This window comes from Solwaraspora sp. WMMD406 (assembly GCF_029626025.1).
Taxonomy (GTDB): Bacteria; Actinomycetota; Actinomycetes; order Mycobacteriales; family Micromonosporaceae; genus Micromonospora_E.
In genome coordinates, this window is the sequence record NZ_JARUBF010000001.1 from 5,766,597 (window position 1) to 5,782,050 (window position 15,454).

Sequence of the window (15,454 nt, forward strand, 5' to 3'; positions counted from 1 at the left end):
CCGCACACCAGCGGAAAGAAGGGGGTCGACGTGGCCCAGGCTGCGATCGTGCGACGAGTGTCCGCCGCCCGCGCTGCGAGCGTCGCTGGAGCATGGCCGGCGGCAGCGGCCGCTGTCGGCACCCTGGCCGCTGTGCTGGTGCTGGCCCGCCAGGCCCGCCCCGTCGTCGAGGCCGCCGCCTGGTCGTGGCGCTTCGCCGAGCAGGCACCGACCACCATCATCGGCCCGATCGGCACCGCCCGGCTGGCCGGCTGTGCGCTGCTGGTCGCGGTGCTGGTCGCCGGCTGGCACGCGGCAGCGGCGCTCGGTGCGGGCACCGCCGTCGCGGCCGAGCTGGCACTGCTGGTCACCGGGGTACGCGACCATGCGGCACCCGGTTGGCACCTCCTGCTCGCCGTGGTCGTCGCCGTACCGCTGGGCGGGTCACTGCTGCTTGCCGCCCGTGATGGCCGCGAGCAACGACCGCTTCCGGGTCGGTTCTGGGCCGCAGCGGCCGCGATGGGGCTGTGTGCATCGCTCAGCGCCGCCGGTACGCCGCTGGTAGCGGAGCAGTCCGACGGCCTCGTGCTCATCAGCAACATTCCGGTGGCGCGCATCGGGTTCGGCGCTCTGGCGTTGATCGCGCTGTTCAGTCTCGCGGCCGTGTCGGCGCTGCCGGCAGCCGTACGCCGCCGGGCAGTGGTGCTGCTGGCGACGGTGGCGGCCCTGCTGGCCACGACGCAGCTCGGCTACGACAGAGCGTTCGTGTCGGTGATCGACCACCCGGTCCTGGTCAACCAGCCGGTCATGGCGTTGATGCTGGCCGCCGTGGCAGCGACGGTGGTGCTGGCGCTCGGCGCACTCGCGGTACGCCTGCGAGAGGGACCAACGGACTTCGACCGCAGCCCGGGAGATCACCTCAGATCATCTTGACCTTGTCGAGGAAGACCTGCCAACTCGCGCTGCGGGCGGCCGGTGGCTGGAACAGCAGCCGATGGACAACGATCTCCTCTGCGACCCGTGGGCTGTCGGAGACCTCGTACGACCGGAAGTTGGCCCTGGCCCCCGCAGGCCGGACCGCTTTCCTCAGTTGTTCCTTCGCGTTCCGGATCTTGCCGACGTCCTTGCCCGTGTACTGGTCGGGCAGCCGCCAGGACCGGTGAACCGCCCGCACCGCCGTCGGGAAGAGAAACCACCACGCCTCGGTCTCCCAGGCCGGCACCACGGCAAGGACCGGCCAGGGCAACGGGCGGAACGCACCCTCGACCTTCTTGATCAAAGCCTGGTGCGCCGGCTCCACGTCATCGGCGTCCTCGTGCATCAGCACCGCACGGATCGGAGACCGTACGGCCTGCGCCCGCAGGACCGCGCTGACGCGGGTCGTCTGGCTCGGGATCCGGTCCGGCGGAACCTTGCGCACCAACGCCATCGGCTTACGTAGCGGCTTCAGGCTGCCTTTCGGCAGGTCAGGACGCAACGCCGAGACGAGGATGCAGACCACCTGGCGGTCGTTGTCATCCTCGCCCAGCACGACGACAATCGGCTGCTGCTGGCCGCGTGCTCTACTCACTCTGGGCAACCACCCAGCGCACCGGTGAACCACAGCTCGCCGAGCCCGATCTCGCCATGCAGTTCCCGTTCCATGGCCCGCACCGTGTCCGGGTCGATCGCCGGGATCCGCGACGCGGCGTCCTCGCCACGTTCACAGACGATCAACTCGTCGGGGGTCAGCCGGTTTACCAGCGGCGGCGAGTGTGTCGCAATCAGGAACTGGGTGCGTTCGGACGCCTCGCGCAGCAACTCGACCAACCGGTCGAGGATGTGGGGATGCAGGCCGTGGTCGATCTCCTCGATACAAGTGAGACGCGGCGGCGCCGGGTCGTAGAGCAGAGCGAGCAGCGCAAGAGCCCGGATCGAGCCGTACGACGCCTCCTGCAAGGTCGTCGCACCCGGCAGCCCACGCTCCACCAGGGTGAGTACGGTCCCCTCACCGGCACCACCGATCGGCCGGAACTGCAGGGCTTCCAAGCCCGGGATGAAGGCTCGCGCGTCGCGCTGCAGCGCGGCGAACTGGTCGCTGTGCTCATCGGCCAGGTAAGCGAGGAACGACGCCAGGTTGCTGGCGTCGTTGGCCAGCTGCCGGCTGCGCTGCTCCGTCGATGGCAGGCGGGCCGCAGCCACGTCGATGTCGAACACCCGGAAACTGGCGAACATGTCAGCGAGCGCTTCGACCTGCTCGCCGCCCTCCTCGGCACTGAGTTTGGGCAACGTCGACAATCCCAGCGAACCCTCGCGCAGACTGGCTTTCCGCTCCCCACCCTCGGGGCCATGGAAGGTGACCTGGTTGCCGGAGACCGCGATACGCCGGCCCGGGCCAGCGGTCCGCTTGAACGCGAATGTCTCAGAGCGCTGCAGGAAGTAGCGCTCCGTCTGGCCGCGTAGCTTTCCCCGGGACACACCGAGCTGGTAGTTGTCGGTGGCCCGCAAATTGCTGTTCTTGGTGACAGCGGCCTCCACCTCGATGGTGATGCTGGGCCGCTGGTCGCCACCGCCCCGGAACAGCACCCGGTCGAATCCACCGCGTCGCTCCAGCGCGGGCCCGAGGTCCTCCCGGGTGGCGTCGCCGAGGAAGGCGATCACGTCGAGGAGGTTGGACTTACCGGCGCCGTTGGGTCCGACGAGTACGTTGAGCGCGGCGAGCCGCACCTCCACCGCCCGAAGGCTGCGAAAGTTGCTCACCTTGAGCCTGAGCAGGTACGGGGGATGTCGGACGGCCACGGCAGCAGGCTACCCGCTCGGCGCAGCGCCGCCAGCCAGGCGCAGCAAGTTGCCCGCTTCGAATTGCCAAGGACACAGCCAGTCGCCCTCCGAGGTGTCCGATAACCGCCTCCGGCGGGCCGAACGAACACCCGACAACTCGTACGCCTGGCCGTTGTCCATTGACGCGCACTCTGGTTGCATTGCCCGGGTTCGAGGAGTGTGCACACTAGACGGGAGTAGCCGACGGTCGCGGCGCAGGAGACGACGCTGCAGAAGTTGCTCGAAGGCACCAAGCAGTACCAGGTGCCGCTGTACCAGCGGACGTACTCGTGGTCCGAGCAGCAGTGCAAGGGGCTCTGGGAGGACATCAAGAAGCTCGCCGAGGACCGCCGCGCCGACCCGGCCGCCACCCACTTCATCGGCTCGGTGGTGCTGGCACCCAGCCCCGGTCTCGGCCCGGTCGGGGTGCAGGAGTTCCTGGTCGTCGACGGGCAGCAGCGCCTCACCACCCTGTCGATCCTGCTCTGCGCGATCCGGGACCACCGGGCGAAGACCGAGGATCCGAAGCACCGGGGGCGCATCGAGCAGCTGTATTTGATCAACCAGTTCGAGTCCGATCCGCACCGGCTCAAACTCGTACCCACCCAGGCTGACCGGGACGCGTACCTGGCCTGTGTGGAGTCGACCCCGCAGGTCGGCGGCAGCGACCACGTCGGCTCGGCGTACCGGTTCTTCGCCAGCCGGCTGCGGGAGTACGACGACCCCGAGGACCCGTTCGACATCGCGCGGATCGAGAACGCCGTCATCACCGGGTTGGCACTGGTGGCGGTCACCGCGCAGGCCGGCGACAACGTCTACCGGATCTTCGAGTCGCTGAACAACACCGGCCTGCAGTTGACCCAGGCCGACCTGCTGCGCAACTACCTTTTCATGCGGCTGCCGACCCGGGGCGAGACCGTCTACAGGTCGCTGTGGTTCCCGCTGCAGGAGAGGACCTCGAGCTGCTCTTCTGGCTCGACCTGGTGCAGCGCGACGGCCGCGCCAAGCAGACCGACATCTATGCCGCGCACCAGAAGCGGCTCAACGGCATGCGCGGCGAGGCGGAGATCGAAGCGGAGGTACGCCGGTTCAGTCACCTCGGCGCGCTGCTGAAGATCATCCTGCACCCGCAGAACGAGCCCGACCCCGAGGTCCGGCGGCGGCTGACCCGGCTGCACGCCTGGGGCGCCACCACCGTCTACCCGCTGCTGCAGCAGGTGTCCTGGACCGACCAGCCCAGCCCTTTCCTACCGGTGTCATCACCCCTGGGGTAGCCTGCCCGGCTCGTGCTGCGCTGCTCCGGCGGACTTCCAGCGGCTGGGTGACGGCCTAGCTGAGCGAACGGCGTGATCGTTCATTCACAGGTTTCGCCAGGCTTTCAGTGATCGGTCTGATCGCCTCAGTCGCGGACGACAACTGCCAGATAGTGGCGCGCGTCACTATCGATGATCACGTATTGCTGAAGGATTGACCCCAAACAGTGACCATGCCTACAGTCGCCTCGTTGCATACATCTGTATCAGTCGATCTTCGGGGGAACCATGCCTGGCCTCGCGGTGGTAACTGGCGCAAGTAGCGGAATCGGCGCCGCGACGGCGGTCCGGCTCGCCGACGACGGTTACCACGTGGTCCTGGTGGCTCGCCGGAAAGCCCGGCTGGAGTCGCTCGCCGACAAGATCCAGGGACGGGTGGCCCAGGTCGACGTCACCGATCGGGCCGCCGTCCGTACGATGACCGACTCGATCCCCTCCTGTGACGTGCTGGTCAACAACGCCGGAGGCGCCTTCGGCGCGGACGAGGTCGCCACCGGCGACCCCGCCGACTGGGAACGGATGTTCCAGATCAACGTGCTGGGCACCCTGCACCTCACCCAGGCGTTGCTGCCCAAACTCAGCGCGGGAAGTGGCGGCACCATCGTCAACATCACCTCCACCGCCGCCTCCGTCAACTACGAAACCGGCGGCGGCTATTCGGCGGCCAAGCACGCCCAGCACGCGTTGACCGAAACCCTCCGGTTGGAATTGTGCGGACAGCCCGTACGGGTCGTCGAGATCGCGCCCGGCATGGTCCGGACCGACGAATTCGCGCTCAACCGGTTCCGGGGTGACGCCGCGCGGGCCGCCGCCGTCTACGCAGGAGTCGAGCAGCCGCTGTCCGCCGAGGACGTCGCCGCGTGTGTGTCCTTCGTCGTGGGACTGCCGGGGCACGTCAACGTCGACCGTTTGGTGGTTCGGCCACTCGCCCAGGCGGCACAGCACAAGGTCCACCGGTCCGCCATCGGCGCGGCCCCGGTCCAGCAGACCGCCACGGCACGGTCCGGTCCGCCGGGGGTCCCGGGCTGCGCGATCTGACCATCCGTCCCGTCCATCATCGTCGAGCCTGGCCGGGCTCGTCCGCCTGACCCACCGGCCGCGACAACCCACGCCCGTCCGACGCCAGTCGCACGTGGCCGCAGAAAGTGCCGTCGAAGCGCCTCATCCGCCCCTGTCCTGACGAGATCCGCAAGGAGCTGCTACCGCCATGTCCGCACGTGCGGCTTTGACCCCCCAGATGCTCCAGTACGACGACTTCGACGACCGGTCACAGACTCGCTGGTTGCCGTACCTCATGTACTTTCACCGCGCGGACTACCGGTCGGACGTGATCACCACCGACCGGCTCGGTTTCCGCCCGTCACAAGGCCCACAAGGACCCGACGGCGCCGGTCATGCCGGGCAGGCGTCGGCCGGGGCCCGGCTGCCGGACGGATCGGTCCGGTTGCTGGTCGGCAGCTCCAGCGCCTTCGGCATCGGGGTCACCGCCGACGACCAGACGATGGCCACGCTGCTGTGGTCGCGGTACGCGCCGTCGAAGCCGTGGCTCAACTTCGCCGGCCGTAGCTTCAACTCCACTCAGGAGGCAATGCTGTTCCTACTGTTCCGTCACCTGCTGCCACCGATCGACGAGATCGTGTTCTTCTCCGGCCTCAACGATCTGGCGTTGAGCCGTCTCCCCGCCGAGCAGCGCGGCGAGCACGGTGCCTTCTTCAACTGTGGCGAGTACTTCAACGCCATGGAGACGCTCCGTGCCGCGCACCGCAAGCCACAGGGCCGCCTCGGCCGCCGGCTACGGGCCGGCGGCGGCACCGCTTCCCCGACGGAACCCGAGGTCCGGCCACTGCCCGAACGGGTGTCGGGCGCGGTCGAACTGACCGCCCGCAACCTCGACAGTTGGCGGCTGCTGGCACCGGACGCCCGGATCTCGTACGTCCTGCAGCCGCTGGCGACCTGGATCCGCGACGACCCGGCGCCCGAGGAACGGCAGCTCTTCGGCGAGCTGGACGAGATTTCGAACTTCTGGCAGTTGTACGGCGACATCGCGACCCGGGAGACCGGCCGGACCTACGCCGCGCAGCTACGGGAGGCCTGCGAGAAGCGCGACATCAGATTCGTGGACATCTCACCGGCGTTGGCCGAGACGGTTTCGCCGACCGACTGGATGTTCGTCGATCGGGCGCACTTCACCGACCTGGGCTCGGACATCGTCACCCGGGTCCTCGCCGAACAACTGGAACTGTCCTGACCCCGGCCGCCCCTGACGCCGGCCGTCCTGACGACAACTCGTCTACCGACCGAAAGGTGATCCGATGTCGCTCATCAAGCGTCTCTTCGCCCGCATCTTCCGCCGCAAGCCGAAGCCTAACTCCGACGCCTCCATCTACCCCATGTTCTAGCCGGGAGGAGAAGAACCATGGACGGCCTCGACGCCAGGGGTGTCTACGCCTACGTCTTCGACCCCGAGCTGCTGCTACCGCCCCGCTGGGCCGACGAGATCGATCGGGAGGTCACCCGGTTGGCCGGACCCGCCCCCGGACCAACCGCCGGACCCGCCCCCGGACCAACCGCCGGACCCGCCGCCGCGCCGGCACCGTCGTGGGACGAGCTGGTGGCCGAGGCTCGGCAGGAGCTGGACCGGGTCCGGCAGCGCCAGGACGCCCTGTGGCGGCAGCTCGACGAACGGACCGAAGCGGTGCTGGTCCGGCGGGCGGTCGTCAGCTACGCGCCGATCGCCCTGATCGGCGGGGCGTGGTTGCAGTGGCTCAGCGATCCCAGCAACGCCGACGAGGCGCTGACCATGCAGGTGCTCGCGCTGTACGCGAACGACGTCGGCGTCGGCCGGCCACGTGCCGCCCGGGGCAGCGCCTACCTCACCTTGCTGCGGCACCTGTCGTGCTCGGAGAACGCGGTGCCGACCACGCGGCTGACCATCGATCCGAGGGTCCCGGACAGTGCCTTCTATCTGCCCGCGCTGTTGCTGGCGATGAGCCGGATGCCGGACCGGTTCCGGCCCGAGATCCTCGGCGCCGACCTGTATCTGCGAGCTGTCGGCCTGCCGCCGGCGCTGGCCGAGGTGCGCCGGCTGATGCCGAACGCCACCGACTGGGACCGGATCGACACCAGTGCGAGCCTGGTCGGGATCCGGGAAGCCGTCGACCTGCTTGGCGTCGACGGCACCGCCGGACCCCGCGTCGCCAGCGGATTCCGTTGGGCGGCGGCGGCGGACCGGCGGTTCGCCGAGGAGATCCTGGCCGACCTGACGGCGGCGCGGGATCCGGGGTACGAGATGGCGGAGCTGCTGCGCAACCGGGCCCGCGAAGGGCTGGTCTACCACCAGCAGTTCCAGTTGGCGGGCCGGTCGCTGTCGGACTGGCTCGCCGACGCCCGTACCGACCCGGGTCCGTTGATGGCCGCGCTGGCCGGCAGCAAGCTCGTCAAGCCGGGCCGCTCGGCGGCCAGTCCCCTGGTGTCCGGGCTGGTCGGCGAACGCGGGCCGATGTTCCGGGTCTTCTCCCCGGAGGACCTGGCAGTACTCCGCCGCTGGATCGACGCGCTACCGGCGGAGTCCCTGCCGGTCACCACCGCGACGGTGCCCGGACTCAATATCCGCGTCTCGGCACCGGCCGGCGACGACAGCCCGGTGACCGACGACGACAGCCCGACGACGGGCCGAACGGGGACCGGCCGAACGGGGCCGCGCCGGGGGGCGATGGGTCTGCGCGACGCCTATCACCAGCTGGTCCGCCGGGTGGACACCCCGCAGGTACGGCGATTCGCGCAGGACTACGTCGCCGGCTGGCTCGCCCGCTCCGCGCACGACCTGGCCGGTGCGGTCAACCAGCTGCCCGCCCGATGGGGCCCGGAAGGGCTGCGGCCCTGGCTGCAGGAGCAGCACGACCGCCACGCGGCCGAGTTCGACAGCGGCGGCACCGTACCGTCGCGGGAGGACCTGGTCGACGCCACGGTGCAGCTCGCCCCGCTGACCTTGATCGACGGCGCGTGGCTGCAGGGCTTCACCGACTACGAGCTCGCTTCCTCCGAGTACGGGCACTTCCTGTTCGAGACGTACTGGGACGAGCTGGGCAACGGCGAGCTCAAGCTCAACCATCCGTTGATCTATCGCGAGGTCCTCGACCAGATGGGAGTACGGCTGCCCCCGACAGGTTCGCCGGAGTTCGCCCACTCGCCGGTGTTGCGCGACGAGTCCTTCGAGTTGCCGGTCTACTGGCTGAGCGTCGGCCGGTTGGCGCGCACCCACGTACCGGAGATCCTGGGTTTGAACGTGGCGATGGAGCTGTCCGGGGTCGGCGGCAGCTACCGGCGGGCGCGGATCGCCCTGAAGGAGTACGGCTTCTCGACCCGGTTCGTCGACATCCACAACACGATCGACAACGTGGCGACAGGGCATTCCGCCTGGGCTGCCGACGCGGTGGACACGTACCTCGGGGCGATCGCGACCACCCACGGCGCCGAGGGTCGCGATGCCGCCTGGGCGCGGGTCCGGGTCGGATACCGCTCGCTCAACCCGCCCTCGGACTTCTGGGCCCGTCGGGCGCAGCGGCGAGCCCAGCGGGCCAACGCCGGCCGGCGGTAGCCGACACCACCCGTAGACAGATAGCCGATGCCAGCCGTAGCAGCAAAGCCTGACCTGGGGAGCATGCCATGCCTGACCTGGTTCTGGGAGTGTCCGCCTACTACCACGACAGCGCCGCCGCGCTGATCAGCGACGGCGTGCCGGTCGCGGCCGCCCAGGAGGAGCGGTTCAGCCGCCGCCGGCACGATTCGCGGTTCCCGGCCCGGGCCGTGCGCTACTGCCTGGAGCACGCCGGGGTCGACCTGGGTGCCGTGTCCACGGTCGCCTACTACGAGGATCCGCGACTGAAGTTCCGCCGGGTGCTGGCCAGCTACCTGGGTGGGGTACCGGCCGGCTTCGCGTCGTTTCGGCAGACACTGCCCGAGTGGCGGTCGTGGAAGCGGGAAGCGGATCGGACCGTCGCCGACGAACTGCGCGAACTGGGACTCGGTCCGGTGCCGCCGGTGGTGTGCCGTCGCCACCACGAGTCGCACGCGGCGTCGGCGTTCCTGCCCAGCCCGTACGATTCGGCGGCGGTGCTCTGCATCGACGGGGTGGGCGAATGGGCCACCACCACGCTGTGGCACGGGCGTGGGGCGACGGTGGAACCACTGGTCGAGATCCAGTTCCCGCACTCGCTCGGCATGCTGTATTCGGCGTTCACCTACTACTGCGGGTTCAAGGTGGACTCCGGCGAGTACAAGGTGATGGGGCTGGCCCCGTACGGCCGGCCGACCTACGTCCAGCGGATCCGTGACGAGCTCATCGACGTCAAGCCGGACGGATCGTTCCGGTTGAACATGCGCTACTTCGAGTACCTGCGGGGGCAGGTGATGACCGGGCGGGGGTTCGAGCGGCTGTTCGGCGGTCCGCGCCGGCAGCCCGAGGCGGCGCTGACCCAGCGGGAGTTCGACCTCGCCGCGTCGGTGCAGCAGGTGACCGAGGAGGTGGTGCTGCGGTTGGCGCGGACGGCCCGGACGATGACCGGGGAGTCGCGGCTGTGCCTGGCTGGTGGGGTGGCACTCAACTGCGTGGCCAACGGCAAGATCGTGCAGGAGGGGATCTTCGACGAGGTCTGGGTGCAGCCGGCGGCCGGTGACGCCGGTGGTTCGCTCGGTGCCGCGATGCTCGTCGCCGCCGAGCGGGGTGCGGCGCGGCACCGTCCGGGTCCCGGGCGGGACGCGATGTCGGGGTCGCTGCTCGGCCCGGCGTACGGCGACGAGGAGATCGCGGCCTACCTGGACGAGCGCTCGGCGCCGTATGTCCGGCTCACCGGGGACGAGTTGGCCCGGAGGGTCGCGGCGCTGCTGGACGCCGGCAAGATCGTCGGCTGGTTCCAGGGGCGGATGGAGTTCGGTCCGCGGGCGCTCGGGGCGCGGTCCATCCTCGGCGATCCCCGCAATCCGACCATGCAGTCGGCGATGAACGTCAAAATCAAGTTCAGGGAGTCGTTCCGGCCGTTCGCGCCGTCGGTGCTCGCTCCGGACGCCAAGGAGTACTTCGAACTCACCCAGGACAGCCCGTACATGTTGATCGTCGCGCCGGTCGCGGCCGCCCAGCGGGTCCAGTCCGACGCCCCGGCGGATCTCTCCGGCCTCGACCTGCTGCGGGTCCGACGGTCGACGATCCCGGCGGTCACCCACGTCGATTCCTCGGCCCGGGTGCAGACGGTGACGCCCGAGGACAACCCGACCTATCACCGGCTGCTGGCCGCTTTCAAGGAATTGACCGGCTGCCCGGTCGTCGTCAACACCTCGTTCAATGTACGGGGCGAGCCGATCGTCAACACTCCGGCCGACGCCTACACCTGCTTCATGCGGACGAACATCGATTATCTGGCCATCGGAGGATACCTCCTCGACAAGGCGGATCAGCCGCCGTGGCAAGAGAAGGACGACTGGCGCGACGCCATCCCACTCGATTGACAGGAGATGTCATCGTGACCGCACTGCTGTTCCTGTTCTATTTTCTCGTCATGACGCCGGTCGGCTGGTTGGCCCGGATCGGCCCGGATCCGATGCGGCGGCGCTGGCGGCGACAGGCCGACAGCTACTGGACACCGTCGCGGGTCGACCATGAGTGACCAGTCGACGGGTCTGGCCAGCCAGGCCAGGGTCCACACCGGACCGGGTGGTTCAGCCGCCGGGCCGGACCGCCCGGGAACGACGATGGCCTGGCCCGCCCAGCTGACCGAGACGAGCCTGGCGGTCTACCGGCACGCGGCGGCGACCGGGCAGGTCAGCGTGGAGTCCGTCGTGTCCACGTTCGCCTGGTCGCGCACGGACGCCGAACGGGCCTGCGCCACGCTCCTGAGCCTGCGGCTGCTGGAGCCCGGCCGGCAGCCGGGCACCTTCGTTCCGGTGCACCCGGATCGGGCCCGCGCACTGGCCAGCGAACCGCTGGTCGACGAGATCCTGGTCCGCCGCTCCGCCATCGAGTTCACCAACCGGCAGCTGGAACGAGCCGCTCAGGCCCTGTCGGACACCGTCCGGATCGGGCCGGACGGCGACGGGATCCGGGTGGTGTCCGATCCCGTACAGGTCCGCCGGGAGATCAACGAGATGCTGCTGGCCTGCACGGAAGAGGTGCTCGTGACGCAGCCTGGCGGGGCCCGGGGTCCACTGCCGGATCCCATCGACCCGGGCCTGCTCCGTCCGGGGGTCCGGTGCCGGATCCTGCGCCAACACACGGTCCGCGCCAACCTCGGCATGCGGACGTACGCCAAGGTGATCGCCGACCACGGCGGTCAGGTCCGGACCACCGGCGACGCGTTGGAGCACCTGCTGCTGGTGGACGGATCGGCGGTGCTGCCGCTGGCACCACCGCAGGAACCAGAGTCCGGCTCGGTGGTGCTGACCCACGCCCCGGTGGTCGAATTCCTCCGCCGTGGCTTCGACCGCGCCTGGTCGTATGCCACGCCGTACGCCGGCGACTGTGACGACGACTACAGGCGCATTTCCGCAGAGATCAGGATGTCGGTGCTCCGGCTGATGGCCGCCGGCCTGAAAGACGAGGCGATCGCCCATCGACTCGGATTGGCGACCCGTACCTGCCGCCGGCACGTCGCCGCGATCATGGAGGAATTGAACGTCACCAGCCGGTTCCAGGCCGGCGTGCGTATTGCCGAACTCGGCCTCTTGCCGTTGAATGAGGACGTGTCCGTCGCCGGCCGGGGAAGCGACTCCTATCCCTTCTGGTGACTCGGATTACCCGGCGGGCCAGCGTGCTGGCGGCCCGTGTTTCCTGCCATACGTGGCCGGGTTTCCCTGCCCACGAAAAGGTGAGGTCCGACGATGGAGGTCCGACGATGGTGGTGAGCACCGCCGCGGTGATCGGCATCGGGACGATCGCGCTCGGCATGGTCCTGACACCCGGCCCGAACATGATCTATCTGGCCTCGCGGTCGATCGTGCAGGGACGTCAGGCGGGGTTGATCTCGCTGGGTGGCGTGATCGCCGGATTCGTCGTCTACCTGGCGCTCGTCGCCGTCGGCGTGGCGGCCGTACTCGCGATCGTCCCGTGGCTCTACACCGCTATCAAGCTGGCGGGGGCGGCCTACCTGCTGTGGCTGGCCTGGAGCGCGTTACGGCCGGGCGGGCACTCGGCGTTCGAGCCGAGGGTGCTGCCACCGGACTCGCGGCGCAAACTGTTCACCATGGGGTTGGTGACCAATCTGCTCAACCCGAAGATCGCCATCCTGTACATGTCGCTGCTGCCGCAGTTCGTCGACCCGGCGCGCGGTCACATCATCGAGCAGACCATGATCCTCGGTCTGACGCAGATCGTCGTCGCCGGTACGGTCAACGCGTTGATCGTGCTGTTCGCCAGTTCCATCTCGCTGTTCCTCAAGCATCGGCCGACCTGGTTGCGCATCCAGCGCTACCTGATGGGTACGGTGTTGGCCGCCTTGGCGGTACGCGTCGCGGTGGCCGAGTGAGGGGTGCCCGTCGCGGTGCCCGAACGAGGATCGTGCGGGCTGCCGGACTGGCCCCAGCGCAACATGACCCCCTGGGCCGACCGCTCGGTGTAGATCTCGACCAGGTCCCCGACGATGACCGCCCGGTCCACCACCACGTACGCCCCGGTGAAGCTTTCGGTCACCCGCAGGCTCTCCCAGGTGGGGGTGGCGGCGGGCCGGCCGAGTAGGGCGGCGACCTTGGCGTCCAGCGCGCCGGGCCGGATCCGCTCGGTCGCCCGTTCGACGGCCACCCCGACCCCGGCGAGGGCGTGGTAGAGCGACTCGTGGCTGAAGTCGCGCTCCCGCAGCGACTCGGCGTAGGGCATCGGGACCCACGACTCCTGTTGGATGGCGGCTTGACCGTCGATACGGCGGAGCCGTTCCAGCCGCAGCGCCCGGCCGGCACCGAGCCAGCCAGCCACCCAGCTGGGCGGTCGCCGGAGCCCGACATCACAGACCACCGTGGTGACGTCGTGTCCCTGCTCCCGCAGGTCCTCGGTGAAGCTGCGCAACGTGTCCAACCGGTAGTTGGCCTGTGGCGAGGCGACCAGCGTCATCCGGCCGGCGTGCGACACCACCAGACCCCGGTCGGTCAACACCTCCAGCGCCTGACGCAGCGTCATCAGCGTGACGCCGTACGCCGCGCTCAGCGCCCGCTGCGCGGGCAGCGCGGATCCGGCCGGGTACTCCCCCGACCGGATCCGAGCCTCCAGGTCCGCGGCGATGGCGAGATACTTGGGCGTACGGCGGCCCGACGGCTCAGTGCTGTGGCTCCGAGCGGGCATGGGGAAACTCCTGATCCACGGCGCGGCGGACGGCTGCCAGCCAGGCTCCCGCAGTCGCCGGATCGGCCCCGTCGAGCACCTGTCGCATCAGGATAGAACCGATGACGACGCCGTCGGCCGCTCGGGCGGCGGCGATCGCGTGTCGGGCGGTGGAGATACCCAGCCCGAGCAGCACCGGCAGGTCGGTGCAGGCGGTCAGGGTGGCGGCCAGGTCGAGTGCCTCGGGGGCCAACTCGTCGCGGACTCCGGTGGTGCCCATCAGACTCACCGCGTACACGAATCCCCGGCTGCGGCCGGCGATGTCGCGCAGCCGGTCGGGCGGCGTGGACGGGGCGGCCAGCAGGACGAGGTCGACGCCTTCGGCGGCGGCGGCCGGTTCGAGGTCGTCGAGTTCCTCCAGCGGGACGTCGGGCACGATCAGGCCGCGTACGCCGGCCTGGGCCAGGGCCGCGCAGAACCGTCTCGGGCCGTGCTGTTGTACCAGGTTGTAGTAGGTCATCACGATCAGTGGGACGTTGGTGGAGACCGTCGCGAGGTCGGCCAGGATCCGGCGGACACCGGCGCCGCCGGCCAGGGCGACGTCGTTGGCCCGCTGGATGATCGGCCCGTCGAGCATCGGGTCGGAGAACGGCAGGCCGATCTCGATCGCGTCGGCGCCGGCCCGCGCGTACGCGTCGAGGTAGGCGGTCCAGTCGGTGCTGATGCCGCCGGTGACGAACGGAACGATCAGCTTGCGGTCGCCCCGACGCAACGCCTGGTGTGGGCTCGTCCCGGGCAACGTCTGCTGGGTCCCCGGCGAGATCTGGTGCGGGCTCAACCGGCCTCCATCATCGCGGGGATGTCCTTGTCGCCGCGACCCGAGAGGGTCATCAGCACGGTGGCTCCGCTGGGGAGTTCGCCGGACTCGGCTGCCTGGATGATCCAGGCCAGGGCGTGGGCGGATTCCAGGGCGGCGATGATGCCTTCGGTCCGGGCCAGGCGGACCACGGCCGCGCGGACCGCCTGGTCGTCGACGGCGACGTAGCGGGCCCGGCCGAGGTCGTGCAGGTGGGCGTGTTCCGGCCCGACGCCCGGGTAGTCGAGTCCGGCCGCGATCGAGTGGGCCTCGGCGATCTGGCCGTCGTCGTCCTGCAGCACCATCGACCGGAAGCCGTGCACCACGCCGGCCCGGCCGGAGCTGATCGCCGCCCCGCCGGCGGCTTCGACCCCGACGAGCCGCGCGCTGGTGTCCACGAAACCGGCGAAGGTCCCGGCGGCGTTGGAGCCGCCGCCGACGCAGGCCACCACGTAGTCCGGCACCGAGGTGGTCAGCTCGGCGGCCACCTGGCGGCGGGCCTCGTCGCCGATGACCCGCTGGAACTCGCGGACCATCCACGGGTAGGGGTGGGGGCCGACGACCGAGCCGACGCAGTAGTAGGTGTCGTGCACGGTGGACACCCAGTGCCGCATCGCTTCGGTGCAGGCATCCTTGAGCGTACGGCTGCCGACGTCGACCGGCACCACCTCGGCGCCGAGCAGTCGCATCCGGTAGACGTTGGGGGCCTGGCGTTCGATGTCCCGGCTGCCCATGAAGACGGTGGCGCGCAACCCCAGCAGTGCGGCGGCGGTGGCGGTGGCCACGCCGTGCTGACCGGCGCCGGTCTCGGCGATGATGCGTGGTTTGCCCATCCGGTTGGCGAGCAACGCCTGGCCGAGGACGTTGTTGATCTTGTGGGAGCCGGTGTTGGCCAGGTCCTCCCGTTTGAACAGCAGGGTGATCCCGAGTTCGGCGGAGAGCCGCCAGGCCGGTGTCAACGCGGTCGGCCGGCCGGCGTGCACCCGCAGCAGCCGGTCGAGTTGGCGGTGGAACTCGGCGTCGGCCCATGCCGCCCGGAACTCGCGTTCGAGTTCCTGGCAGGCCGGGACGAGGGACTCGGGCACGTACCGACCACCGTAGGCACCGAATCGACCGGTGACGCCGGGGTCGGCCGCACCCGGTCCCGTGCGGGACACAGCTTCCATGCCGGGCGGGCCGGTGTGGAGGGCGCGATCGCGGTGGGGGGCG

15 protein-coding genes are annotated in these 15,454 nt (G+C 69.8%); 10 read left to right on the forward strand and 5 right to left on the reverse strand.

Features of this window, described 5'->3' with window-relative positions; translation table 11 throughout:
• Positions 1-48: 48 nt before the first annotated feature.
• On the forward strand, positions 49-912 hold the full coding sequence (locus O7632_RS25585) for a hypothetical protein (protein ID WP_278117895.1): 864 nt from the start codon (positions 49-51) through the stop codon (positions 910-912).
• Here O7632_RS25585 and O7632_RS25590 read toward each other — a convergent pair.
• Both O7632_RS25590 and O7632_RS25595 read right to left on the reverse strand, forming a co-directional pair.
• Positions 899-1,549, reverse strand: a complete 651-nt coding sequence (locus O7632_RS25590) for a hypothetical protein (RefSeq protein ID WP_278117897.1) — start codon at positions 1,547-1,549, stop codon at positions 899-901. The two genes, O7632_RS25585 and O7632_RS25590, sit on opposite strands and share 14 nt — an antisense overlap.
• A complete protein-coding gene (locus O7632_RS25595; RefSeq protein ID WP_278117899.1) occupies positions 1,546-2,757 on the reverse strand; it encodes an AAA family ATPase in 1,212 nt (403 codons plus the stop codon). Before O7632_RS25595 ends, O7632_RS25590 begins: the two co-directional genes overlap by 4 nt.
• Positions 2,758-3,015: 258 nt before the next feature.
• On the opposite strand from O7632_RS25595, the gene O7632_RS25600 reads away from it, so the two are divergent.
• From O7632_RS25600 to O7632_RS25640, 9 genes are all read left to right on the forward strand, one after another.
• Complete coding sequence (locus O7632_RS25600; protein ID WP_278117901.1) at positions 3,016-3,891, forward strand: DUF262 domain-containing protein; 876 nt, start codon at positions 3,016-3,018, stop codon at positions 3,889-3,891.
• Entirely contained in the window at positions 3,828-4,052 is a 225-nt protein-coding gene (locus O7632_RS25605) for a hypothetical protein (RefSeq protein WP_278117903.1), read from the forward strand. Before O7632_RS25600 ends, O7632_RS25605 begins: the two co-directional genes overlap by 64 nt.
• 267 nt (positions 4,053-4,319) lie before the next feature.
• Positions 4,320-5,129, forward strand: coding sequence for an SDR family oxidoreductase (locus tag O7632_RS25610; protein WP_278117905.1), 810 nt, complete (start codon positions 4,320-4,322; stop codon positions 5,127-5,129).
• A gap of 169 nt (positions 5,130-5,298) precedes the next feature.
• Complete coding sequence (locus O7632_RS25615; RefSeq protein WP_278117906.1) at positions 5,299-6,339, forward strand: Inducer of phenazine A; 1,041 nt, start codon at positions 5,299-5,301, stop codon at positions 6,337-6,339.
• Between the two features lie 168 nt (positions 6,340-6,507).
• Positions 6,508-8,688 (forward strand): iron-containing redox enzyme family protein, encoded by a 2,181-nt coding sequence (locus O7632_RS25620; RefSeq protein WP_278117907.1) that lies wholly within the window; start codon positions 6,508-6,510, stop codon positions 8,686-8,688.
• Between the two features lie 68 nt (positions 8,689-8,756).
• Positions 8,757-10,592, forward strand: coding sequence for a carbamoyltransferase (locus O7632_RS25625; protein WP_278117909.1), 1,836 nt, complete (start codon positions 8,757-8,759; stop codon positions 10,590-10,592).
• Positions 10,593-10,606: 14 nt separating this feature from the next.
• Positions 10,607-10,750 carry a hypothetical protein gene (locus tag O7632_RS25630; RefSeq protein WP_278117911.1) on the forward strand — a complete coding sequence of 48 codons (144 nt, stop codon included), beginning with the start codon at positions 10,607-10,609 and terminating at the stop codon, positions 10,748-10,750.
• Positions 10,743-11,867 (forward strand): helix-turn-helix transcriptional regulator, encoded by a 1,125-nt coding sequence (locus O7632_RS25635; protein WP_278117912.1) that lies wholly within the window; start codon positions 10,743-10,745, stop codon positions 11,865-11,867. Before O7632_RS25630 ends, O7632_RS25635 begins: the two co-directional genes overlap by 8 nt.
• Before the next feature lie 110 nt (positions 11,868-11,977).
• Positions 11,978-12,604, forward strand: coding sequence for a LysE family translocator (locus tag O7632_RS25640; protein WP_278120384.1), 627 nt, complete (start codon positions 11,978-11,980; stop codon positions 12,602-12,604).
• On the opposite strand, the gene O7632_RS25645 is transcribed toward O7632_RS25640, so the two are convergent.
• The 3 genes from O7632_RS25645 to trpB are packed head-to-tail and all read right to left on the reverse strand — an operon-like array spanning position 12,547 to position 15,411.
• Entirely contained in the window at positions 12,547-13,410 is an 864-nt protein-coding gene (locus O7632_RS25645; RefSeq protein WP_278117914.1) for a GntR family transcriptional regulator, read from the reverse strand. The two genes, O7632_RS25640 and O7632_RS25645, sit on opposite strands and share 58 nt — an antisense overlap.
• Complete coding sequence (trpA, locus tag O7632_RS25650) at positions 13,385-14,227, reverse strand: tryptophan synthase subunit alpha (protein ID WP_347403603.1); 843 nt, start codon at positions 14,225-14,227, stop codon at positions 13,385-13,387. Before trpA ends, O7632_RS25645 begins: the two co-directional genes overlap by 26 nt.
• A complete protein-coding gene (gene trpB, locus O7632_RS25655) occupies positions 14,224-15,411 on the reverse strand; it encodes a tryptophan synthase subunit beta (RefSeq protein ID WP_278120387.1) in 1,188 nt (395 codons plus the stop codon). The genes trpA and trpB overlap by 4 nt, the downstream gene beginning before the upstream one ends.
• Positions 15,412-15,454 lie beyond the last annotated feature (43 nt).